Source organism: Novosphingobium sp., assembly GCF_041915465.1.
Taxonomy (GTDB): Bacteria; Pseudomonadota; Alphaproteobacteria; order Sphingomonadales; family Sphingomonadaceae; genus Novosphingobium.
Window position 1 is genome coordinate 21780 of record NZ_JAYSBK010000014.1, and the last position, 22672, is coordinate 44451.

Annotated in this window: 20 protein-coding genes, 1 tRNA gene and 1 pseudogene; 9 read left to right on the forward strand and 13 right to left on the reverse strand. The window is 63.6% G+C overall.

Translation table 11 applies throughout. The features are described from left to right. The first annotated feature begins 125 nt into the window (after positions 1 to 125). Both ACE3SN_RS04420 and ACE3SN_RS04425 read left to right on the forward strand, forming a co-directional pair. Positions 126 to 842, forward strand: coding sequence for a hypothetical protein (locus ACE3SN_RS04420; protein ID WP_374527861.1), 717 nt, complete (start codon positions 126 to 128; stop codon positions 840 to 842). A 53-nt stretch (positions 843 to 895) separates the two neighbouring features. Continuing rightward, positions 896 to 1768: an alpha/beta fold hydrolase gene (locus ACE3SN_RS04425; RefSeq protein WP_374527862.1), complete on the forward strand. Its 873-nt coding sequence runs from the start codon at positions 896 to 898 to the stop codon at positions 1766 to 1768. A gap of 18 nt (positions 1769 to 1786) precedes the next feature. Here ACE3SN_RS04425 and ACE3SN_RS04430 read toward each other — a convergent pair whose 3' ends face one another. From ACE3SN_RS04430 to ACE3SN_RS04460, 7 genes and pseudogenes are all read right to left on the reverse strand, one after another. After that, complete coding sequence (locus ACE3SN_RS04430; protein WP_374527864.1) at positions 1787 to 2566, reverse strand: tyrosine-protein phosphatase; 780 nt, start codon at positions 2564 to 2566, stop codon at positions 1787 to 1789. Positions 2567 to 2662: 96 nt separating this feature from the next. Then, the gene (locus ACE3SN_RS04435; protein WP_374527865.1) at positions 2663 to 3901 is read right to left on the reverse strand and encodes a TetR/AcrR family transcriptional regulator; all 1239 of its coding nucleotides are present in this window, start codon (positions 3899 to 3901) and stop codon (positions 2663 to 2665) included. A gap of 99 nt (positions 3902 to 4000) precedes the next feature. Beyond that, positions 4001 to 5245, reverse strand: a pseudogene (locus ACE3SN_RS04440) (3-hydroxyacyl-CoA dehydrogenase NAD-binding domain-containing protein); the annotation flags it as partial. 30 nt (positions 5246 to 5275) lie between these two features. Beyond that, a complete protein-coding gene (locus ACE3SN_RS04445) occupies positions 5276 to 6040 on the reverse strand; it encodes an SDR family NAD(P)-dependent oxidoreductase (protein ID WP_374527867.1) in 765 nt (254 codons plus the stop codon). A 20-nt stretch (positions 6041 to 6060) separates the two neighbouring features. Continuing rightward, positions 6061 to 7749 (reverse strand): class I adenylate-forming enzyme family protein, encoded by a 1689-nt coding sequence (locus tag ACE3SN_RS04450; protein ID WP_374527893.1) that lies wholly within the window; start codon positions 7747 to 7749, stop codon positions 6061 to 6063. A gap of 426 nt (positions 7750 to 8175) precedes the next feature. Continuing rightward, positions 8176 to 8252: transfer RNA gene (locus ACE3SN_RS04455), tRNA-Met, on the reverse strand. Positions 8253 to 8316: 64 nt separating this feature from the next. Continuing rightward, positions 8317 to 8862, reverse strand: a complete 546-nt coding sequence (locus tag ACE3SN_RS04460) for a 2'-5' RNA ligase family protein (RefSeq protein ID WP_374527869.1) — start codon at positions 8860 to 8862, stop codon at positions 8317 to 8319. Positions 8863 to 9037: 175 nt separating this feature from the next. On the opposite strand from ACE3SN_RS04460, the gene ACE3SN_RS04465 reads away from it, so the two are divergent. Next, on the forward strand, positions 9038 to 11011 hold the full coding sequence (locus ACE3SN_RS04465; protein WP_374527870.1) for an alkyl/aryl-sulfatase: 1974 nt from the start codon (positions 9038 to 9040) through the stop codon (positions 11009 to 11011). A 27-nt stretch (positions 11012 to 11038) separates the two neighbouring features. Here the strand turns inward: ACE3SN_RS04465 and mltG are convergent, their stop codons facing one another. From mltG to ACE3SN_RS04480, 3 genes are all read right to left on the reverse strand, one after another. After that, positions 11039 to 12016: an endolytic transglycosylase MltG gene (gene mltG, locus ACE3SN_RS04470; protein ID WP_374527872.1), complete on the reverse strand. Its 978-nt coding sequence runs from the start codon at positions 12014 to 12016 to the stop codon at positions 11039 to 11041. 4 nt (positions 12017 to 12020) lie between these two features. Further along, positions 12021 to 13283: a beta-ketoacyl-ACP synthase II gene (gene fabF, locus ACE3SN_RS04475; protein WP_374527874.1), complete on the reverse strand. Its 1263-nt coding sequence runs from the start codon at positions 13281 to 13283 to the stop codon at positions 12021 to 12023. A 145-nt stretch (positions 13284 to 13428) separates the two neighbouring features. After that, entirely contained in the window at positions 13429 to 13665 is a 237-nt protein-coding gene (locus ACE3SN_RS04480) for an acyl carrier protein (RefSeq protein ID WP_292973230.1), read from the reverse strand. 220 nt (positions 13666 to 13885) lie between these two features. Here ACE3SN_RS04480 and ACE3SN_RS04485 point away from each other — a divergent pair, with 220 nt between their 5' ends. Continuing rightward, positions 13886 to 14389, forward strand: a complete 504-nt coding sequence (locus tag ACE3SN_RS04485; protein ID WP_374527876.1) for a DUF3617 family protein — start codon at positions 13886 to 13888, stop codon at positions 14387 to 14389. 48 nt (positions 14390 to 14437) lie between these two features. Here ACE3SN_RS04485 and aspS read toward each other — a convergent pair whose 3' ends face one another. Next, positions 14438 to 16225, reverse strand: a complete 1788-nt coding sequence (gene aspS, locus ACE3SN_RS04490) for an aspartate--tRNA ligase (protein WP_374527878.1) — start codon at positions 16223 to 16225, stop codon at positions 14438 to 14440. Positions 16226 to 16338: 113 nt separating this feature from the next. On the opposite strand from aspS, the gene rnd reads away from it, so the two are divergent. The 3 genes from rnd to ACE3SN_RS04505 are packed head-to-tail and all read left to right on the forward strand — an operon-like array spanning position 16339 to position 18875. Next, complete coding sequence (gene rnd, locus ACE3SN_RS04495) at positions 16339 to 17514, forward strand: ribonuclease D (RefSeq protein ID WP_374527880.1); 1176 nt, start codon at positions 16339 to 16341, stop codon at positions 17512 to 17514. A gap of 48 nt (positions 17515 to 17562) precedes the next feature. Then, a complete protein-coding gene (locus tag ACE3SN_RS04500; RefSeq protein WP_374527882.1) occupies positions 17563 to 17934 on the forward strand; it encodes a DUF4189 domain-containing protein in 372 nt (123 codons plus the stop codon). 44 nt (positions 17935 to 17978) lie between these two features. Then, positions 17979 to 18875: a hydrogen peroxide-inducible genes activator gene (locus tag ACE3SN_RS04505; protein ID WP_374527884.1), complete on the forward strand. Its 897-nt coding sequence runs from the start codon at positions 17979 to 17981 to the stop codon at positions 18873 to 18875. Positions 18876 to 18878: 3 nt separating this feature from the next. Here the strand turns inward: ACE3SN_RS04505 and pgsA are convergent, their stop codons facing one another. After that, positions 18879 to 19472: a CDP-diacylglycerol--glycerol-3-phosphate 3-phosphatidyltransferase gene (pgsA, locus tag ACE3SN_RS04510; RefSeq protein WP_374527885.1), complete on the reverse strand. Its 594-nt coding sequence runs from the start codon at positions 19470 to 19472 to the stop codon at positions 18879 to 18881. Between the two features lie 128 nt (positions 19473 to 19600). On the opposite strand from pgsA, the gene ACE3SN_RS04515 reads away from it, so the two are divergent. After that, positions 19601 to 20902 (forward strand): MFS transporter, encoded by a 1302-nt coding sequence (locus ACE3SN_RS04515; protein WP_374527887.1) that lies wholly within the window; start codon positions 19601 to 19603, stop codon positions 20900 to 20902. A gap of 15 nt (positions 20903 to 20917) precedes the next feature. On the opposite strand, the gene ACE3SN_RS04520 is transcribed toward ACE3SN_RS04515, so the two are convergent. After that, positions 20918 to 21121 carry a hypothetical protein gene (locus ACE3SN_RS04520; RefSeq protein ID WP_374527889.1) on the reverse strand — a complete coding sequence of 68 codons (204 nt, stop codon included), beginning with the start codon at positions 21119 to 21121 and terminating at the stop codon, positions 20918 to 20920. A gap of 146 nt (positions 21122 to 21267) precedes the next feature. Here ACE3SN_RS04520 and ACE3SN_RS04525 point away from each other — a divergent pair. Next, positions 21268 to 22672, forward strand: a 1405-nt coding sequence (locus tag ACE3SN_RS04525; protein WP_374527891.1) for a thiamine pyrophosphate-binding protein, incomplete at its 3' end; no start/stop codon positions are given.

Here is a 22672-nt window from a genome sequence, read left to right on the forward strand (position 1 = left end):
CGACCGAGCTAACGCCAGTCCGTTTCCATTCTTGTCCCGCTGTTTGCGTTTGATCAAGGCAGGCCAACTTCGCGCTTGTATATGCAACTCACTCGCATTAGCGAGCCAGCACTCAGGGGGACACCATGCGCACGATCATCCTTGCCGCGATTGCGGCCACGCTTATCCCGGTAACAGCCCACGCCGCACCCGGCCTGGGCGACGAAGTCTACGGTGCGACGGTAAACCCGGGCGAGCTTGAAACGGAAGTCCGCTACGATACCCTGACCGGCGGCCCCGATGACGGAGAGGACGTCGTCAAGCTCGAAGCCGCCTATGGCGTCAGTCATAACCTGCGCGTCGGCATGGTCACGGAATTCGAACGCGAACCGGGTGACAGCCGCAAGGCCGAAGCGCTTGGGATCGAGGCGATCTGGGCGCTGGGCAAGGTCGGCGGCATCGATCTGGCGGTCTATGGCGAATACGAGTTCGGCTTTACCGGCCCGGACAAGATCGAGACCAAACTCCTGCTTGAACGGCGATCCGGCCCGGTCGATCTGCGGCTCAACCTCGTCGCCGAGAAACCGCTTGTATCCGGCGCGAAGGTTGAGCTGTCCTATGCCGCGTCCGCCGATATCGAAACCATCGGCGAGTTTCGGCTTGGCGTGCAGGCCTTTGGCGATCTTGGAACTTTCGACCGGTTTGCGCCGTACGGCGAACACTTCGTCGGGCCGGTGATCAGCACCGAAATCGAGGGTTTCGGCCCGGATCTGGAACTCCAAGCGGGCTACCTGTTTGCAGTTGGCAAATCGCGCGACGATACCAAAGGGCAACTGCGTTTCGCGCTTGAGGCCGAGTTCTGAACCCGCGTGATGGCACGATTGACCTGACGCGGCGAAACGCGCAAAGCCCGAGCATGACTCCGCACGGCCCGACCTCGAACACCTTCATCTCGCAGCGGCTTCGCCTCCACTACGCCGATTGGGGCAATCCCGAGGCACCCCCGCTGATCCTCCAGCATGGCGGCCGCGACCACTGCCGCAGCTGGGACTGGGTGGCCGAGGAACTGGCCAGGGACTGGCACGTGATCGCGCCCGACCTGCGCGGCCACGGTGACAGTGCGTGGGTGCCGGACGGCAACTATGGCACCAATGCCTTCGTCTATGATTTCGCCCAGCTGGTCCACAGTCTGGGCTATGACCAGGTCACGATTGTCGCCCACTCCCTTGGCGGGAATATCACCACGCGCTTTGCCGGTCTCTATCCTGAAAAGGTGCGCAAATTCGTCAACATCGAAGGGCTGGGCCCCTCGCCCAAGGTCCGTGCCGAGCGCGAGAGCGAGGGCTATGCCAATCTCTTCCGCAAATGGATCGATGAGCGCCGCTCCGCGTCAGGCCGAATTCCGCGGCGCTATGCGACGATCGAAGCCGCCTTTGCGCGGATGAAGGAAGAAAACTCGTTCCTCACCGACGAACAGGCCCGCCACCTCACCATCCACGGCGCCGCCCGCAATGAGGACGGCACTTATAGCTGGAAGTTCGATCCCTATCTCAACAACTGGCCGTTCGAAGACACCACCGAGGAACGGCTGAATCTGTTGTGGGGCGCGATCACCTGCCCGATGCTGCTGCTTTATGGAGCGGATAGCTGGGCATCGAATCCAGAACACGACGGCAGGCTAGAAGCCTTCAACAACAATCCGCGCGTGATCGAGTTTGAAAACGCCGGTCACTGGTTGCACCATGACCAGTTCGACCGGTTCATGGCCGAATTGCGCGCGTTCCTCTAGGCGGAAAGCGCGAGAAGATCAGGCCGTGAGATAGCGCGCGCGCAGCTTGTCCTGCCGCCCGGCATCGACGCCAAGCCAGTCGGCCAGGTAGCTGTCGATATCGCCATGCCGCTCGCGGATCTTGGCAAAGGTCGTGGCGATATATTCCGGATCGACGCCCATCAGCACTCGGATCGTATCGTCGTCGATATTGCCGTAGCGTTCCCGAATCTGGCTGGCCCCTGCGGCAATCCGGCCTTCGATGTTGCCGGCCAGGTTGGTCAGTTCATAGTCGGCAAGAATGTCGTCGGCATGGACGCCCAGCACGTGCTGGAGCAGCGCGACCGCAAAGCCGGTGCGATCCTTGCCCGCCACGCAGTGCACCAGGCTCGCGCCTTCGCGCTGTTCGAGTACGTCAAAATACCGCTTCAGGATCGGGGTCAGGTTGTCGCGCCAGGCGATCCCTTCGTACAGCCGCATCATCGCCGCTCGGGCCTCTGCCGCCGAAAGCGCACTTTCTGCCGCTTCCATATGCAGGCCCAGCCCCGCGGTTTCGCCATGATGATGCAGCACTTCAGCGGCAAAGCCCGGATAGCGGCGGCACGGCTTGGCCTCGCGCTCGCTGGTCCCGCGCAGGTCGATCACGGTGTTGAGCGCAAGGTCCTTGATCCGCGCAAGGTCGGCATCGGTGGCGTCGCCATGCTGGGCAGACCGCCACAGGACATTCCGCACCACCTGCCCGCCGTGCGAACTTGGATAGCCGCCGTAATCGCGGAAATTGTGGACACCCTCTAGCGGCAGGACACGATCGTTGCTCATGCCTTGCGCTTGGCAGCGCACGCCGGGCAAGGCAAGCGGCAAGATACCAATCTTACGAAAATGACAGACGGTACCGGGCCAGGTGACCGATTTGCGTCAGCCGTCCCACGCCGTATCGAGCACCCGGTTGTCGAACAGGCCGTCGATCAAAGTCGATGCATAGAGCGCGATCGCCTGGCGGGGCGGTAGCTTGGCTGCCCACCCCTTGAGATCGTAGGCCGAGTTGAGCGTGGAGAGGATCAACTGGCTTGCGATCATCGGGTCGACCGGATTGATCGTCCCTTCCCGCACCCCATCGACCAGCGTCCCCATGAACCGGAAGGCGGTCCGGTCAGAGCGGCTGACCACATCCGCGCGGACATCCGCGGGCAGCGCTTGCAGCGCTGTGGTGCGGGTCAACGGCCATTCGCCGTTGAACTGGATATCAAGCAGCGAGGCAATCGCCCAGCTCAGCCGCTCCCACTCGTCCTTGCCGTCGCGGTGCGCCAGCCACTGGACCACCGCCACCCGCTTGTAGCTCTGGCGGAAGCATTCCAGCACCAGGTCGTCCTTGGCATCGAGGTGGTGGTAGAAGCTGCCCTTGGTGACATTCAGCTCCTCGACGATCCGCACTACCGAGGCACCGCGATAGCCACTTTCGTTGATCAGCCGCGTCGCAACCCGCAGGAAATTCTCGGCCGCGGGATCTTGCGGCGGCATGGTCTCGCTGATTTCGGCGGGCGTGATGAAGCGCGGCTGCCACTTTGCCCCCGCAACCGCCAGACCTTCGTCAAAGATGGTGAACAGCCTGCGCGAAACCCGGTTGAAATCATTGATCGCATAGCGCGCAAGCCAGGCCGGCAGCCAGAAAATGACTTCCAGCATCATGTGGGCACGCGCAGTGCACAGGTTGCGATGCGCTTCGTTTTCAAAAGGCCCGAAATAGGCCCGCACCGTGCCAAACAGCTGGCGATACTGATCCTGCAGCGGCTGGCGCAGTTCGGCATCGAGCGTCCGCATGTCCGAAAAATTGACCAGCGCCTTGTCGGTCCCGCGGATCACCCGCTTGCGCAGCGCGACATGCAGGGCAATGAAGCGTTCGACCCGCTCGCGCGGGGTGGCTTCCCTAGCGGCTTCGTCCACCATTTGGTGCAGACGAGTCAACGACCGCTCGAACACCGCCGCGGCGAGTTGCTCCTTGCGGCGGAAGTAGTAAGTTACGCTGGTGGTGTTGAGGCCGACGGCGTTCGCCACTTCCTGCAAGGTTGCGCCGCGTGCGCCATGCTGGTTGATCAGTTCTGCCGCCGCGTCGAGGATCGCCTCGCGCTTGCGCTCAAAGCGCGCAGAACTGCGCACTCTGGTCTGAGCTGACCCCTCCCCCATATCCGCCATGCTATTCATTCGTGGCAGCTATAGCACAGCGACGGGCGCGCGAAAGGTTCGGCCCCGGCCGCGTCAATCTCCGAACCCTCCGCCAGCCTCGGCCTTGGTGCGCAAGTAGGGCGACACTTCGAGCCCGTGTCGCTCGAGCCCGGCCACGACGGTTTTCAAACCGACGTGAGCGGCCCAGAACATCGGTCCGCCAGTCCAGGCCGGCCAGCCGTAACCGTTGAGCCAGACCGTATCGATATCCCCGGCGCGCTGGGCCATTTTCTCATCGAGAATCTTCGCGCCTTCGTTGATCATCGGATAGAGCAGGCGCTCGCTGATCTCCTCCTTGCTGATGGCACGCTGCGGCTTGCCCGATTGCTTCGCGAAGTCGGCGATGATCGCCTTGACCTCTGCCGAGGGAACGCGATTGCGGTTCTCGTCGTAGTCGTAATACCCCTTGCCGGTCTTCTGCCCCCAACGTCCGGCGGCGCAAAGGGCATCGCGGATGGTCTCGATCCGCGCGGGATCGCGATGCCAGCCGATATCGAGCCCGGCGAGGTCGCTCATCTGGAACGGGCCCATCGGGAAACCGAATTCCAGCAGCACGTCGTCGATGTCGTTGTAGGCCGCGCCTTCGAGAATCATCGCTTGGGCCTGCTGCTGGCGGGGCGAAAGCATGCGGTTGCCGATGAAGCCGTGGCACACGCCCGAAACAACCGGGATCTTGCCGATCCGGGGCGCCAGATCCATCACCGTCGCCAGTTCGCCGTTACCGGTTTTCGCCCCGCGCACCACTTCGAGCAGTTTCATGATGTTGGCGGGCGAGAAGAAGTGCATACCCAGCACAGCTTCTGGCCGCGAGGTCTGGGCGGCGATCTCGTCAACGTCGAGGTAGCTGGTGTTCGAGGCGAGGATCGCCACCGGCTTGGCGATCTTGTCGAGCCGGGCGAAGATTTCCTTTTTCAGGTCCATATTCTCATAGACCGCCTCAATCACCAGGTCGCACTGCCCCAGATCTTCGAATTCGACGCTTGGGGTCAGCCGCGCCATCGCGGCCTCGATCTCGTCCTGGGTCATCCGCCCGCGCTTGACCGAATTCTCGTAATTGCGGCGCATCGTGGCGACGCCCTTGTCGAGTGCGGCCTGCTCGCGCTCCACGATGGTCACGGGAATTCCGGCGGTCAGGAAGTTCATCGTGATCCCCCCACCCATCGTCCCGGCCCCCAGCACGCCGACGCGCGCGATGGGCTTGAGCGGGGTTCCGGCCGGGATGTCGTCCACCACGGCGGCATGGGCGCGCGCGGCTTCGATGTGCTCCTTGGCACCGGCAATGGCTTCGGACATGCTTCTACTCTCCCTTCAAATCGTGGAGCCGCCGTCAACGACGATCATCTGGCCGTTGACATAGTGCCCGGCTGGGGCGGCAAGGAAAACGGCGGCCCCGGCAATCTCGCCCGGCTCGCCGATGCGGCGCATCGGGTGGCTGGAATTGAAGCGCTTTTCGGCTTCGGGATTGTCCCACAGCGCCTTGGCGAAATCGGTGCGGATCAGCCCCGGTGCAATCGCGTTGACGTTGATGTTGTGCTGCCCGACCTCGACCGCGAGATTGCGCACCAACTGGAAATCCGCCGCCTTCGAAATGTTGTAGGTGCCGATCGTGGTTGAACCGCGCAGCCCGCCGATCGAGGAAACGACGATCACCGAGCCACTGCGGCGCTCGATCATGCCCGGCAGGCACATCTGGATCAGCCAGTGGTTCGAGAGCACGTTGTTGTCGAGGATCTTGCGGAACTGCTCGTCGCTGATCCCGCTCATTGGCCCGTAATATGGGTTGGTTGCGGCATTGCAGACCACGATATCGATCGGTCCGACTTCGGCCTGGGTTCGGCTGACCAGTTCCTGCAGCGCCGCTTTCGATGAAATGCTGGCGGCGATGGCGGTCGCCGTGCCGGCACCGTGCGCCGCATTGATCGCGGCGGCCACGTCCTCACAGGCGTCCTGCTTGCGGCTCGAGATCACGACGCGGGCGCCGTGATCGGCCATGGCCTCGGCAATCGCGCGGCCAATCCCGCGCGTGCTGCCGGTGATTACCGCGACTTTGCCTGACAGGTCGAACAGCTTCATCAATTGTCTCCTTCGCTCGGTCAGGCCGCCTCGAACAGCGCCTTGAGGTCTTTCTTCAGGATCTTGCCATTGGCATTGCGCGGCAGGGTCTCGGCCATGAACAGGATCCGCACCGGCACCTTGAAAGCGGCAAGCCGCGCCCGCACCCAATCCTGCAATTCGGCCTCGCTGACGCTGGTGCCGGGTGCCAGATGGACAACTGCCGCCGGCTCTTCACCCAGAGTGCGGTGGGGCACGCCGATCAGCGCGGCGTCGGTTACCGCGGGATGATCGTAAAGGACGTTCTCGACCTCGGAGGAATAGATGTTCTCTCCGCCACGGATGATGATGTCCTTGGCCCGATCGACGATATAGCAGAACCCCTCTGCGTCGAGCCGCGCCAGGTCGCCGGTCCGCACCCAGCCATCGACAAAGGTCGACGCGCTCGCTTCGGGATTGTTCCAGTACCCCTTCACGATCATCGGCCCGCGAGCCCATAGCTCTCCGACTTCGCCCACCGGGAGGACGGTGACCCCGTCCTCGGCACGGATTTCGAGATCGGCCACGGGCACTGGCGGCCCGGCGCTTTCGGGGCGATTGAGGTAGTCTTCGGACGAATGGTTCGTCACCGTCGCCATGGTCTCGGTCATGCCCCAGCCGTTGCCGGGCTGCGCGCCGAAGACATCGCGGATCTTGCGCACCAGTTCCGGTGCGGACGGCGCACCGCCATAGGAAATCGCCTCGAGCGAGGAGAGATCGTACTTGTCGCGATCAGGATGCTCGATCAGCTGCCAGGCGATCGTCGGCACACCCCCGGTCAGATTCACGCGTTCGCGCTCGATGATTTCATAGGCCTTGAGCGTATCCCACTTGCGCATGAATATCAGCCGGTTGCCCGCCGCGATGGCGCCCATCAAGGTGGCGCTGCAAGCCGTGACATGGAACAGCGGGATCACCATCAGCGCGCTCTTGCGGACCGGATCGGGCAATTGCTCCCCGCGCCGCAGCACCGCCCGCGCAGCCGAATAGCCGCCGGAGAGGATGTTGGTTACCAGATTGCGATGCGTGCCCAGCGCGCCCTTGGGATTACCGGTCGTACCCGAGGTATAGAAGATCGTCGCATCGTCGTCGGGCGCGATGACTTCGGCGGGGATCGCCGTGTCGGGCAGGCTTGCCCAGTCCGCGGCCGCACCGATCACGCTTTCCAGCGCCTCCATCCCATTGGGCAAGCCGGCACCGCGCGTGACGAACACCGCTGCCAGGTCCGGCAAGTCGGCGCGATGCGGCACGATCCGCTCGATCCGCTCGGCATCGCAGATAAGAACCTTGCTCCCCGAATTGGCGAGCCCATACGCAAGCTCCGCCCCGGTCCACCACGCGTTAAGCGGCACGCAGATCGCGCCGATGGTGGTCGCCGCGAAAAACGCCACCGGCCATTCCGGCAGGTTGCGCATCGCCAGCGCCACCCGGTCGCCCTTGCCAATCCCTAGCGCTCTGAGATGTGCCGCCAGCGCCGCCACGGCGCGGTACCACGCGGCATAGCTGACGCGCTCATCCTCATAGACCAGGAACGTGGCATCACCATGCGCGCGTCCGGTCTCGGCCAGGGCAGCCAGGCTGGCAGGGGCGTTCTTCCACACCCGGGTCGGAATCCCGCGGATTGACACAAGCTCGATCTCGAAGCGCTGCCCCGGGGCGCAGAGCTGGCTCTGCACTTCGGCCAGCGTCATGCGTGGCCAGCCCAGTTCCGCTGCACAGCCACTCACATCCGCGCCCTGTCTATGCTGCTGCCACGCACCGGCATTCTCTCCCACAGCGGCCCGATTGTTTCGATACCGCGCTTTCGATTATTTCACCCAACCGCATAAAGGACAATCATTTTCGCGCAGCGCCCGAGGTGCCGGGATTTGGATTGAGCGGGGCTTACGCGCCAAAGCCGGTACGCGCAGAAATGCCGCGCAATGTCAGACTCATAGGCCCTTGCAGCGCCCTCACCCGATTACAGAGCACGGGATGCTCGCCGCGGGAATGGCACGCGCGCAACGCATGCGAACAGCATGGCCCCGCCGCTTGGGTGAACGTACCGATGGCAAGAAGATCCGGTCCGCGGAAACGGCAGCCATCCCTGATGCCAATCATATCGATGGGGAAAGGGATGGTAGCGGAGGAGGGACTCGAACCCCCGACACGCGGATTATGATTCCGCTGCTCTAACCAGCTGAGCTACTCCGCCACACCAATCGCAAGCGCGCTGTCGCGTGGACAGGCGGCGCACATAGGGGGGTCAAAGCGCCGGGTCAAGCGCGAACCTTGCCCCTGAATTTCCAGATCCCCAATTCTTCCCAATGGGGATTGCAATAGAGGTGCAAACCGAGGCCAGTGAAGGCAAAATCGCGCGATTTCAGCACTGGTCCCAGTTCCGCTTGCAGCGCACGCGCCTGTGCTGGGGCAACCTTGTTCTGGACGGTTATGTGCAGGCGCGGGGTATGTTGATCCTGGGCGGTCAGCGCTCCATGGAAGTGATCGGCAATCACCCGGCGCACCGCCAGCATGCCCGGGCTGGTGATGGCGAGCGCGGTGCCCTTCCCCAGGTTCATCAGACCATCGATCCGAGCAGGTGGAGCGCTGAATTCCCCAGAGAGTCGGGCCAGCACCGAACGCAGTTCCTCGCGCAATGACGGGGCAAAAGCATGAAACAGCGTCACGTGAGCTTTCAGGTGATTGCGCTCCGGCGGAAAATGGGCGCGGCGCAAACCGTCGGCCCATGCGAAGACATCGGCCGGAAGTTCGGCGGTCACGATGAATGGCGCGGGCGGCGCCTCTTTGGGGGGATCGGTCGGCACCGCCCGCACCTAGCGGCTTCGTGCCGCCAGAACCAGCTACTTCACGCTGGCTAAAGCAGCCGGGCCGATCCAGCCAATCGGCTTTTCTGCGCAGGGTGATCGCCCAAAGCGATCAAGGCTGCTTGCAATGCCCCCTGCGCGGCAGCACTGTGGCCAAAACAGAGGAGAGACCTGAATGTCGCAAACCGTCGGCGGCCTCGCCGCCTTTGCCCTGCTCTTGACGACCACCAGCGCCCTGGCCGGCACGCCAGCGAACGCGCCGGACATGACGCCCAAGCCAGCAAGCCAAGCCACCGTCGCCGCGCAACGGGCCGCCAGCGCGGCTCTGCCAGCCGACAACGGGAACGACGCCGAATTCTCCACGCGCGGCTTCATCGCGACCCGCGCTGACCCGGTTATCCGCAGCGCTGACGGTCGGCCGGTGTGGAACATGGCAGCGTTCGATTTCGTCAAGGGCGCGCCGCCGAGCACGGTCAACCCGTCGCTCTGGCGCGAGATGACCAATCTCAACAAGCACGGCCTGTTTCAGGTCAGCGACGGCGTATGGCAGGTGCGCGGGTTCGATCTTTCGAACATGACGATCATCAAGGGCAATACCGGGTGGATCCTGATCGATCCGCTGACCACACGGGAAACCGCGGCCGCCGCGCTGGAACTCGTCAACCAGCAGCTTGGTCCCCGCCCGGTCGTCGCGGTGATCTACAGCCACAGCCACGTCGATCACTTCGGCGGAGTACGTGGCGTAGTGAACGAGGCCGACGTCAAGGCTGGCAAGGTGGCGATCATTGCGCCTGCCCATTTCACCGAAGAAACGTCGTCCGAAAGCGTCATGGCCGGAGCGGCGATGGCCAGGCGCGCCAACTACCAGTTCGGCGTCGGCCTCCAGCCAGGCGCGCAAGGCCAGATGGGCAGCGGCATCGGCATGGCCGGCGCGGCGGGTGAAATCACCCTGATCGAGCCAACCGACACGATTTCCCACACCGGCGAGACGCGAAGCATCGACGGTGTTCAGCTTGAATTCCAGATCGTCTCGGGTAGCGAGGCCCCGGCCGAACTGAACGTGTTCATCCCGGGCCAGAAGGTCTTCCTTTCAGCCGAAATGTCGACCTGTTCGTTGCACAATATCCTGACCCCGCGCGGCGCGAAGGTGCGCGACGCCCATGCCTGGGCAGGATTCCTGGATGAAGCGTTGCAACTTTACGGCGGCCGGGCCGAGGTCGATATTTCGAGCCATTGCTGGCCCGTTTTCGGCCAGGCCAACGTGGCGAAAATGCTGGCGGGGCAACGCGACAACTATCGCTACCTCCACGATCAGACCGTCCGCCTGATGAATCAGGGCGAGACGCCTACCGAGATCGCCGAGGATCTCAAGCAGCCCGAAGCGCTTGCCGCCCAATGGTATAACCACGGCTATTACGGGACCTACAGCCACAATTCCAAGGCGATCTATCAATTCTACCTTGGCTGGTACGATGCCAATCCGGCCAATCTCAACCCGCTGCCGGTGGTCCCGCGCGCCAAGAAGTATGTCGCGGCAATGGGCGGGCCAAAGAAGGTTCTGGCGCTCGCCCGCTCGGCCATGGCCGAAGGGGATTATCGCTGGTCGGTCGAGCTGCTCAACCAGCTTGTCTTTGCCGACCCCGCGAACAAGGACGCGCGCGCGCTGCTGGCCGACAGTTTCGAACAGCTTGGTTATCAGTCGGAAAGCGGGATCTGGCGCAACCAGTACCTTACCGCCGCGAACGAATTGCGGAATGGCTATCAGCCGCAGCGGATCAATACCCAGAGCGCCGACATGATTGCCGCCGTGCCGACCAGCCTGCTGCTCGATTCCGCCGCAACGCGGTTCGATCCGGCCAAACTGGGCGGTCGCAAGCTGGCCTTCAACCTGATCATGCCGGACCGCAATGAAACCGCCGGGGTCGAACTGACCGGGACGACCATGATCGGGCGGATGACCCCGCTGGGCACAGTCAATGCGACTATCACGGCCCCCCGGCGGCTAATCCTGGGGCTCTTGTTCCTCAAGATGCCGCTCGATCAGCTCGAAGCGGCGGGACTCAAGGTCGAAGGTGACCGGGACGCACTCAAGGCCTGGCTCGATGCCGTCGATCCGGTGAGCAGCGGGTTCAACATCATCGAACCCTGACGCTGTGGCCAAGGATCCGCGCGGGGATCAGAAGTCCCCGCGTGCCTTGCGCAGCGTGTACCAGGCCTGGACGTTGGCATTGTGCTCTTCCAGCGTGGCGGCAAACTTGTGCCCACCGGTACCGTCGGCGACCATGTAAAGCACGTTGGTGTTGGCCGGATGCAGCACCGCCGCGATAGAGGCGCGCCCCGGGTTGGTGATCGGCCCCTTGGGCAGGCCTACCATCGAATAGGTGTTGTAGCCGTTCACCGCCTGGATCTCGCTCTGCTTGATCCGGCGGCCCAGCGGCTTGCCCTTGGTAATCGGATAGATGATCGTCGGATCGGCCTGGAGCATGATCCCCTGGCGCAAACGGTTGGAATAGAGCCCGGCCACGATCGTGCGTTCATCGGGTTTGCCGGTTTCCTTTTCGACGATGGCGGCCAGCGTCAGCGCCTCTTCGGGCGTCTTCACAGCGATGTTGCTGCCGCGCCCAGCCCACAACTCCGCAAGGGTGCGCTGCATCGCGGCCTGCATCCGCAGCAGCACGGCCTGGCGGCTCTCACCCTTCTGGATTTCATAGGTGTCGGGCAGGATCGACCCTTCCGCCGGAATCTCGATCGTGCCGGTCAGCAGCGGATTGGCCATCAGCCGCTCATAAACCATGATTGAGGGCATCCCTTCCGGGATCGTGACGAAGCGGCGCAGCACCTCGTCGCCCTGGATAATCGAGAGGATTCTGGCAGCGCTCGCCCCCTTGGGGAACATGAACTCCCCGGCCTTGATCGGCGCCCCGCCACCGAAAACGCGGGCGCGCAGCTTGAAGGTGCTGGCCGAAGCGATCACCCCGTTGGCTTCAAGCTTGTCGGCAACGATGCTCAGGCTCGCCCCATCGGGAACGATGAAGGGAGTGTCCTTGGCAAGCGGTCCCGATAGGTACCAGCCGCCAACAAACCAGCCCAGCACGGCGAGCAGCAGCGCGCCGGCGATAAGCGTTGGCAGCCCTCCCCGACGAGAACCGAGCACTGGATCAGTCCTCCAGCGCCTTCACGACCACGCTGGCATTGGTCCCGCCAAAGCCGAACGAGTTGTTCAGCGCGGCGCGGACCTTCCGCTTCTTGGCGGTGTGCGGAACCAGGTCGACGCCTTCGGTGCCTTCGTCCGGATTGTCGAGGTTGAGCGTCGGGGGAACGATCTGGTCGCGGATCGCGAGGATGCAGAAGATCGTCTCGACCGCGCCAGCGCCGCCCAGCAGGTGGCCGATGGCGGACTTGGTGCTGCTCATCGAGGCACCGCCCAGGTCATCGCCCAGCACGCGCTTTACCGCGCCCAGTTCGATCGTGTCGGCCATGGTCGAGGTGCCGTGGGCGTTGACATAGTCGATGTCGCCCGGGCCCATTCCGGCCTTGCGCAGCGCCATGCGCATCGAAAGCTCGGCACCCTTGCCTTCGGGGTGCGGGGCGGTGACGTGATAGGCATCGCCCGACAGGCCATAGCCCACCACTTCGGCATAGATCTTGGCGCCGCGCGCCTTGGCGTGCTCGTATTCTTCCAGCACGACAACCCCCGCGCCCTCGCCCATGACGAAGCCGTCGCGGTCCTTGTCGTAAGGGCGGCTGGCCTGTTCCGGGCGGTCGTTGTAGCTGCAGTTGAGCGCGCGGGCCTGGGCGAACCCGGCCACGCCCAGCGGGTTGATCGTGCCTTCGGCGCCGCCCGCCAGCATGACGTCGGCATCGCCGTCCTTGATCATGCGCGCGGCATCGCCGATCGAGTGCGCGCCGGTGGAACAGGCGGTCACGACCGCATGGTTCGGCCCCATCAGGCCATACTTGATCGAAACCTGGCCCGAGATCAGGTTGATCAGGCGGCCATGGACGAAGTGCGGCGAAACGCGGCCCGGGCCCTTTTCATGGAGAACAATCGATTCGCTTTCAATCCCCGGCAGCCCGCCGATGCCCGAACCGATCGAGCAACCGGTGCGCATCTTGAGATCGTCGTCCATGTCGACGAGGCCGGCGTCTTCAAGCGCCTGCCCGGCGGCATCGATGCCGTAAACGATGAAGGGATCGACCTGGCGCTGGATCTTGTGATCGACGCGCTTGTTCGGATCGAAGCCATAGGGGTGATCGGCCGGCTTCACTTCGCAGGCGATCGTGCACTTTTGGTTGGATGCGTCGAAACGGGTAATCGGGCCCGCGCCGGACTTGCCCGCGATCAGGTTAGCCCAGGTTGTTTCGACATCGGCCCCGAGCGGGGTGACAAGGCCAAGACCGGTTACGACGACACGGCGCATTCGCGTTCTCCAAAGCTCAGAAAATCAATTAGCCCAAACGCAGGACAGGCTCAGCCCCGTGCGGGCCGAGCCTGTCTAAGCCCCACGGCGCCCGCACAAGCGGTATCAGCCGGACGGGACATGGGCAGAGGCAATCAGCCCCCAATCAACCCTTGTGGTCGTTGATGTACTTGATCGCGTCGGAAACGGTGCTGATCTTTTCAGCGGCGTCATCCGGGATCTCGACACCGAATTCTTCTTCGAAGGCCATGACCAGCTCGACGATATCGAGCGAGTCAGCGCCCAGATCATCGATGAAGCTGGCGTCTTCGGTGACCTTGTCGGCTTCCACACCCAGGTGTTCGACAACGATCTTCTTAACCCGATCGGCGGTGTCGCTCATTTATTTTACCCCTTTGAGGACGGAGGATGATGTTTCGAAATTGCGCCCTAAAGCCCATGCGCGACGCTGGCAAGTCCATTGCGCGAAATGCATGCCTTGGACTGTGCAAAGCGCGCTTTTACGTGTCTGACGCATCCGGTCGGTGGCAGGCGCAAGCCCGCTGGCATAACGCCGCTGTCTCGATTAGGCTCTGCGCCAAACCAAGCAAAAGGAATTGAGGATGCTGGCCAACAAGTTCGTACTCATGTCAGCCGCCGCGCTGGCACTCGGCATGGCAGCGGCGCAAGGCGTGTCGGCGCAGTCCGGCGCAAGCGATACCGACAAGGCGGTCCAGAACTACAAGGCCGCGCTCGATGCCGCATATATGCCCGGTTACTGGAACGGAAGCTTCGAAGAGCTCGACGCATCGGGCAAGGTCATCGATTCCAACACGACCCCCAGCTGCATCGCCGCCGACGATCAGCAATCGTTTTCCTCGACCATGGTCGAAGCCGTCGCAATGATCCGCAACACGGGCAATTGCACCAGCACGAGCGGCGGGCCGGGATCGCTGAATTTCTCGCTCACCTGCAAGACCGCGAATGGCGACATGCTGAGCTTCGTTTCAACCGGCAGCTACAAGCCCGGTGTCTCCAGCGAGCTGCGTATCACGATCGGCATGCCCGGAAGCGAGAGCACGATGCACGTGACGAGCCAGAAGGTCAGCGACAATTGCCCCAAATAGGCTGAGCCGCGCGGGCGAGCGGGACCGCCCCCTCGCCCACCGCGCTCCTTAGCCCTGCGGCTTCTGCGGTTCGACCACGCGGATGTGGAGTTCGCGCAGCTGGCGGTTTTCGGCCGGCGAAGGCGCGCCCATCAGCAGGTCTTCGGCGCGCTGGTTCATTGGGAACAGCGTGATTTCGCGCAGGTTCTGCACTCCGCACAGCAGCATGACCATGCGGTCCACCCCGGCGGCCATCCCGCCATGCGGCGGCGCGCCATACTGGAACGCGCGGTACATCCCGCCAAAGCGGTCCTCGACGTCCTGCTTCGACAGGCCGACCAGTTCGAACGCCTTGACCATCAGGTCCGGGTGCTGGTTGCGGATCGAGCCCGAGGCCAGTTCATAGCCGTTGCAGACCATGTCATACTGATAGGCCTTGATCGTCAGCGGATCCTGGCTTTCCAGCGCTTCCAGCCCGCCCTGCGGCATCGAGAACGGGTTGTGCGCAAAGTCGATCTTCTTTTCTTCCTCGCTCCACTCGTAGAACGGGAAGTCGATGATCCAGCAGAAGCGGAAGGCGTCCTGCTCAACCAGGTTCAGCTGTTCGCCAACGCGCACGCGCGCCGCTCCGGCCAGCTTTGCCGCCTGTTCGGCCTTGCCGGCGGCGAAGAACGCGCCGTCATCGGGGCCAAGACCCAGCGCATCGAACAGCGCGGCCATCTTGTCCTCGCCGTGGTTCTTGGCGATCGGCCCGCCGAACACGCCGCCCTTGCGGGTGACGTAGCCAAGGCCAGCGTGGCCTTCGCTGCGCGCCCACTCGTTCATGTCATCGAAGAACTTGCGGCTCTTGTCGGCGGTGTTCGGGGCCGGAATCAAGCGCACCACGCCGCCGGTTCCGACGATCTTTTCGAACAGGCCGAAGCCGGACTGGGTGAACTCGCTCGTCACGTCGCGGATGATCAGCGGATTGCGCAGGTCGGGCTTGTCGGTGCCGTAATCGAGCATCGCCTGGGCATAAGGAATGCGCGGGAAGCTGCCCGCGGGCGTCACCTTCTTGCCCTCGGCAAAGGTTTCGAAGATCCCGGCCATGACCGGCTCCATCGTTTCCCAGACTTCTTCCTGGGTGACGAAGCTCATTTCGAGGTCAAGCTGGTAGAACTCGCCCGGCAAACGATCGGCGCGGGGGTCTTCGTCGCGGAAGCACGGCGCGATCTGGAAATAGCGGTCAAAACCGGCCACCATCAGCAACTGCTTGTACTGCTGCGGGGCCTGCGGCAGGGCAAAGAACTTGCCCGCGTGGATACGGCTCGGCACCAGAAAGTCGCGCGCGCCTTCGGGGCTGGAGGCGGTGAGGATCGGGGTCGAATATTCGGTGAAGCCGATGGCTTCCATGCGGCGGCGCGTTTCCGAGATGATCTTCGTGCGCTTGACGATGTTGGCGTGCAGCGTTTCGCGGCGCAGGTCGAGGAAGCGGTAACGCAGGCGGATATCCTCGGGATATTCCTGCTCGCCCGCCACCGGCAGCGGCAGTTCCTCGGCGCGGGAGAGCACCGTCGCGCCGCGCGCGAAGACTTCGATCTCGCCGGTCGCAAGGTTGGGGTTCACGGTCGCTTCGCTGCGCGCCTTGACCACGCCGTCGATGGTGACCACGCTTTCCACGCGCAGACCTTCAAGGATCGCCAGCGCCGCGCTGTCGCTGTCGGCGACGATCTGGGTCATCCCGTAATGGTCGCGCAGGTCGACGAACAGCACGCCGCCGTGGTCGCGCTTGCGGTGAACCCAGCCCGAAAGGCGGATTTCCTGGCCAACATCGCTGGCGCGCAGGGCGCCGCAGGTGTGCGAACGATAAAGATGCATCGAAACTCTTTCCAAGCGGCCCACTTTGATGCAGGGGCGAAAGCGCGGCTAACAGGCGATGGCCGCACTTTTGTCAAGCCGCGAACCCGCACGGGTTCATACAGAAAAGCAATATGAAGATACATCCCCTGATCACGACCACCGCCGCACTGACCGAACTGTGCGAGCGTCTCGCCAAAGCAGACTTCGTGTGCGTCGACACCGAATTCATGCGCGAGAACACATATTGGCCCGAACTCTGCCTGATCCAGATCGCGGATGAGAATGAGGCCGCCGCGATCGATCCGATGGCCAAGGACATCGACCTCGCCCCGCTGCTCGACCTGCTGGTCGATAACGAGGACGTGCTCAAGGTGTTTCACGCCGGCGGGCAGGACGTGGAAATCGTCTACAACCTGACCGGCAAGACCCCGCACCCGATCTTCGACACCCAGATCGCGATGATGGCGATCAGCCAAAGCGAACAGATCGGCTATTCCAACCTCGTCGAATCCTGGCTCGGCCTGCAGATCGACAAGGGCGCGCGCTTTACCGACTGGTCGCGCCGCCCGCTGACCGAACGGCAGATCGAATATGCCATCGGTGACGTTACCCATCTGGCGAAGATCTTCCCCAAGCTGCTCAAGCGCCTGATCAAGACCGGGCGCGGCGCGTGGCTGGATATCGAGATGGAAAAGCTGGCGGACCCGGCGAACTACAAGAACGATCCCACCCTCGCCTGGCAGCGGATCAAGGCATCGGGCCGCAACCCGGCAATGCTGGGTCGGCTAAAGGCGCTGGGCGCGTGGCGCGAACTGGAAGCGCAGGACAAGAATATCCCGCGCGGGCGCATTGCCCGCGACGAGACCCTGGCCGACATCGCCAGTCACCCGCCCAAGACCCAGGCGGACCTCGCCAAGGTGCGCGGGCTTTCGGCAGGCTGGAAGGACAACGAGATCGGCAAGCGCCTGATGCAGACGCTGGCAGATTCGCGTCCGCTCACCGATGCCGAACTGCCGCCCCGCACGCCCCGCGGCGCGCCGCTGGGCAAGGAAGGCGCGCTGGTCGCGGACCTCCTGAAGCTGCTGCTCAAGATCCGCAGCCGCGAGATCGACGTGGCCGCCCGCCTGCTGGCCCGCAGCGAGGATCTGGAGCTGCTGGCCGCCGGGGTGCGCGAACTGCCCCTGCTCGATGGCTGGCGCTACGAAGTATTCGGCAAGGATGCGCTTGATCTTGTTGAAGGAAAGATGGCTTTTGCGGTTGTAAATGGTAAGCTCAGGATGTCGCGCGTCGAGGCTGCCGAGGAATAAACGAAGCATCGGGGGCACCGAGCTGGCGAAATACAGGGGAGATTGCAGATGATTCGACTTCGCCTTGCCGCCGCACTGGTCGGGCTGATTTCCGTTCCGGCATTCGGTTACGGTGCGATTGCCATCGATCAGAAAAGCACCTCGATCCAGCCGGGTTATGGTTATTCCAAGGGGCAACCCGATCAGGCTACAGCCGAGCGCGTCGCCAAGCAATTCTGCGACAAGTACAATCCCAATGGCGAGTGCAAGACCATCATGTGGTTCAAGACCTGCGGCGCCTACGTCAATAGCGAAGGCTACTATGGCTACGGCTATGGCGACACCAAGACCGACGCGATCAATTCCGCGCTCGAACAGTGCAATCCCGAAGCTGGCGCCTGCAAGCTGGTGATCGCCGCTTGCGACGACGATCCGAACTGACTGGGCGTTTCGGTTGCCTGGTCTTTAGTGCTAAGCGCTAGCCTATGACCACCTACCTGCCCACGCTCAAGCAGCTTCAGTACCTCGTCGCGCTGCACGAACATGGGCACTTCGGCCGCGCGGCTGACGCCTGTTTCGTCTCCCAATCGACGCTGTCGGCGGGCCTGCGCGATCTGGAGACCCTGCTGGGCGTGGTGCTGGTCGAACGGACCAAGCGCGCGGTACGCTTCACTCCGCTCGGCAATGCCGTGGTTGCCAAGGCCCACCGCCTGCTGCGCGAGGCGGAGGAACTGTCCGACATGGTGCAAAGCGCCGGGCAGCCGCTGTCGGGCGACGTGCGGATGAGCGTGATCCCCACTATCGCACCGTTCCTGCTGCCCCGCATGCTGCCCCGCCTGCGGCGCGAGCGCCCTCAGCTCAAGCTCTACCTGCGCGAGGAAGCCAGCGCGGCGGCGATGGAATCGCTCCACCATGGCCGCTCGGACTGCGTGCTGCTCGCCCTGCCCTTCGCGACCGGCGAGGTTGAGAAGGAGACGATCGAGCTCGACGCGCTGTTCGTCGCCTTTCCCAAGGACGATCCCCGCGATCCCCCGGCCGAAATCACCGCCGACCTGATCGACGAGAACCGCCTGCTGCTGCTGGAAGACGGGCACTGCCTGAAAGAGCACGCCCTCGCCGCCTGCAACCGCCCCGAACTGCGCGCCAGTGCGACCATGATCGGCACCAGTCTGCACACGCTGGTGCAGATGGTGGACAATGGCCTGGGCCTGACGATGCTGCCGGAAATGGCGCTCGACGCGGGGATTCTCAACGGCACCAATGTGGTTGCACGCCCCCTGATCAGCGCCAGCGCCAATCGCGAGATTGCCCTGGTGTGGCGCAAGAACAGCCCGCGCGCCGACGACTTCCGCCTGCTGGCCGAGGAACTTCGAGCCGGCTAGCGCTCAATCCATGTGCTTCAAACCCACCCGCAGGTAATCCCAGCCGGTGATCACCGTCAGCACCGCCGCCGCCCACAGCGTGGTGAGGCCGACCGTGTGGGGGAAGTTCATCTCGATGCCGAAGGCCTGAACGGTCCACCACGGGGTCGCCCGCCCCAGGATCAGCGCGCCGAGCGAGACCATCTGAAAGGTGGTCTTCCACTTGGCGAGGCGGCTGACGGGCACCGAGACGCGCAGCCCGCCCAGAAATTCGCGCAGGCCCGAAACGGCAATTTCGCGGATCAGGATGATCAGCCCCGCGATCACGTGCATATCGCCCACGTAAGGGCCGGTCAGCACGCCTTGCGCCGCCAGCACGAGCAGGACGGCGGCGACCATGATCTTGTCGGCGATGGGGTCCAGAAACTGGCCGAGTTTGCTGACCGCGCCGTATGAGCGCGCGACATAGCCGTCGAAATAATCGGTAATCCCCATCAGGCAGTAGAGGCCGAATGCCAGCAGATATCCGAACTCCCAGTTGGGCCACCACAGAAAGGCCACCAGCAGCGGCACCGCGACGATGCGGGACAGGGTCAGCAGGTTCGGCAGCGTCAACATGAACAGGGGCTTAGCGGCTCTTGGGCAAGTGCAAAAGGGGCGAGTGAAAAAGAGGCGATTTGGGGGGTTGTCCGGCGGGGAAGTGCCGCTAGGGTCCGGCCCGAGTTTCGCGGACCAGTTGCGAGAGTATGACCACACAAACCCACCTGATCCATTCGCGGCGGTTCCTGCCGCTGTTCGTGACCCAGCTGCTCAGCGCTTTCAACGACAACCTGTTCAAGAACGCCATGGTGCTGTTCGTCGTCTACAACGTCTACCAGTCCGAACAGGCCGAAGCCCAGTTCAGCGCGATCGCATCGGGGCTGTTCATCCTCCCGTTCTTCGTCTTTTCCGCCATTTCCGGCCAGCTTGCCGACATGCGCGACAAGGCGCGGATCATCCGCATCGTCAAGGCCTGTGAAATCGGCATCATGACGGTTGGTGCGATCGGACTATGCCTCGCCTGGAAGGGCTTTGCGGTCACCACCCTCGCGATTCCGCTGATGTTGGCGGCACTGTTCGCGATGGGGGTTCATTCCACCTTCTTCGGCCCGATCAAGTACGCGATCCTGCCCCAGCATCTGCATCCGAATGAAGTGCTGGCAGGCACCGGACTGGTGGAGGCAGGCACCTATATCGCGATTCTGACCGGCACGATTCTCGCCGGATGGATCCCGATCGAGTGGGCCGCGGGCGGGGTGATCGTCACCGCGATGCTCGGCTATGCCGTCAGCCGCCAGGTCCCCCCCGCCCCGCCGCATCACGAGCCCGAACCGCTCGACTTCCACTTCATCCGCTCGTCCATCGCGCTGGTCCGCAACACCAGCCACGATCGCCGCGTGTTCCTGGCGATCATGGCGATCAGCTTTTTCTGGACGATCGGCACCGTGCTGTTCGTCCAGTTTCCGCCGCTGGCCAAGAACGTGCTGATGGCGAGCAAGGAAGTGGCCAGCCTGTTCCTGGTGATCTTCTCGGTCGGCGTGGCGATCGGCTCGATGTCGGTCAACGCTCTGCTCAAAGGCACGGTTTCGGCGCGCTATTCGCCCTCGTCGGTCGTCGTGATGGGCTTTTTCGTGATCGGCTTCTACCTGGTCTGCAACGCCTGGCCGGGCCACACCGACAATCACCTGATGAACGTGGGCGAGTTCATGGCAGAGCCGCTGGCGGTGCCGCTGATGCTCACCCTGCTGGGCATTGCGGTCGCGGGCGGGATGTTCGTGGTGCCGCTCTACGCCTTCCTCACCACCTTCGTCGACAAGTCGCAGACCGCCCGGACGATCGCGGCCAACAACATCGTCAATTCCGGCGCGATGGTGATGGGTTCGCTGTTCGCCACCGGGCTTTCGGCGGTTGGCGTGCCGATCATCCAGCAATTGCTACTGAGCGCGGGGATGTGCCTGATCTCGGCCGCGATCGCGCGCCGCCTGGTTGCCGCCGAGCGCGAGGGCTGAGCCGCTCCCGCGCGCTCAGGCGATGTAGAGCGAGACTGCCAGGAAGCAGGCGCAATAGGCCATCAGGAAATCCCTGACGTCATCGAGCGAGATCCAGCGACCGCGCGCTTCCCCGGCCACTGCCAAGCCCGTGCGCACGTGCGGGGGCAGACTGCGACGAAACGGATGTCCGGCAGTTTCATCGGTGAGGACCAGCGACCTTCTTTTTGTGCGTTCCATATGTCCGGGTTAAGAACTTCTTCACCATTCGGGCAACGGAAATAACGTGGTTAATCCGGACTATCCCAAAGCGGGACAGGTTTGTTCTCACAGCCGTTTCAGCCGCAACCATTGCGGCGGGCATGGCCTGCGGCTAAACCCCGCTGATGAGCGAGAACACGACAGTTAATGGCGGGCGGCTGCTCGTCGATTGCCTTTTCGAACAGGGCTGCGACCGCGTTTTCACGGTGCCGGGGGAAAGCTTCCTCGCGGTGCTCGACGCGCTCCACGACTCCGACCAGGTCCAGACCGTGATCTGCCGCCAGGAAGGCGGAGCCGCGTTCATGGCCTGCGCCGACGGGGCGATGACCGGGCGGCCCGGTGTCTGCTTCGTCACGCGCGGTCCCGGGGCAACCAATGCCAGCATCGGCGTCCACGTCGCGATGCAGGATTCGCAGCCGATGCTGCTGTTCGTCGGCGACGTCGATCGCGGGATGCGCGACCGCGAAGGCTTTCAGGAAGTCGATTTCGGCCAGATGTTCGGCCCCCTCGCCAAACTGGTGCTGCGGATCGACGATGCGGCGCGGATTCCCGAATATGTCGCGCGGGCCTGGGCGACGGCGATTTCGGGGCGGCCGGGGCCGGTCGTGATCGCCCTGCCCGAAGATATGCTGCTCGATCGGGTGAGCGGCATCGGCCCGCGCCCCCAGGTTGTCCGACCGGCTCAGGCTGTCTGCCCGGACGCCATGGAAACCTTGATAGAACTGCTCAACGATGCCGCCGCGCCCGTCGCGATCATCGGCGGCGCGGGCTGGAACGCCAAGGCCCGTGAATACTTCACCCGCTTTGCCGAAGGCATCGGCTTGCCTGTGGCCGGCGCTTTTCGCCGACAGGACGCGATCCCGAATTCAAGCAAGGTCTGGACCGGCAACCTTGGCTATGGCCCCAATCCTAAGCTGGTCGAGCGGATCAAGCAGGCTGACCTGGTGCTGGTGGTTGGCGCCCGGCTCGGCGAGGCGACCACCGATGGCTATACCCTGATCACCCCCGATCACCCCGGACAGATCCTGATCCACGTCCACCCCGATCCGGACGAGCTTGGCCGGGTCTATCGTCCCGATCTCGCCATTTGCGCCGACATGGCCGAATTCGCCGAGGCAGCGGACCTGTGGGACCACGATGTCGTCCCGTTTGACGCGGGCAAGGAAGCCCACCGCGAATGGCTTGAATGGAGCACGGCCAAACCTGCGCCCTTTGCGCTCGACATGGCTGCCTGCGTCACCGCGATGCGCGAGGCACTGCCCGACGACAGCATCATCTGCAACGGCGCGGGCAATTTCTCGGGCTGGTGGCACCGCTACTGGCACTACAACGGCCATCCCACCCAGCTTGCTCCGACCGCTGGGGCCATGGGCTATGGCGTGCCGGCTGCGGTTGCGGCCGCCCTGCGCCATCCCGAACGGACCGTGATCGCACTCGCCGGGGACGGGGACTTCCTGATGAATGGGCAGGAACTGGCCACCGCCGTCCAATACGGCTGCGACATCCTGGTCGTGCTGGTCGATAACGGCG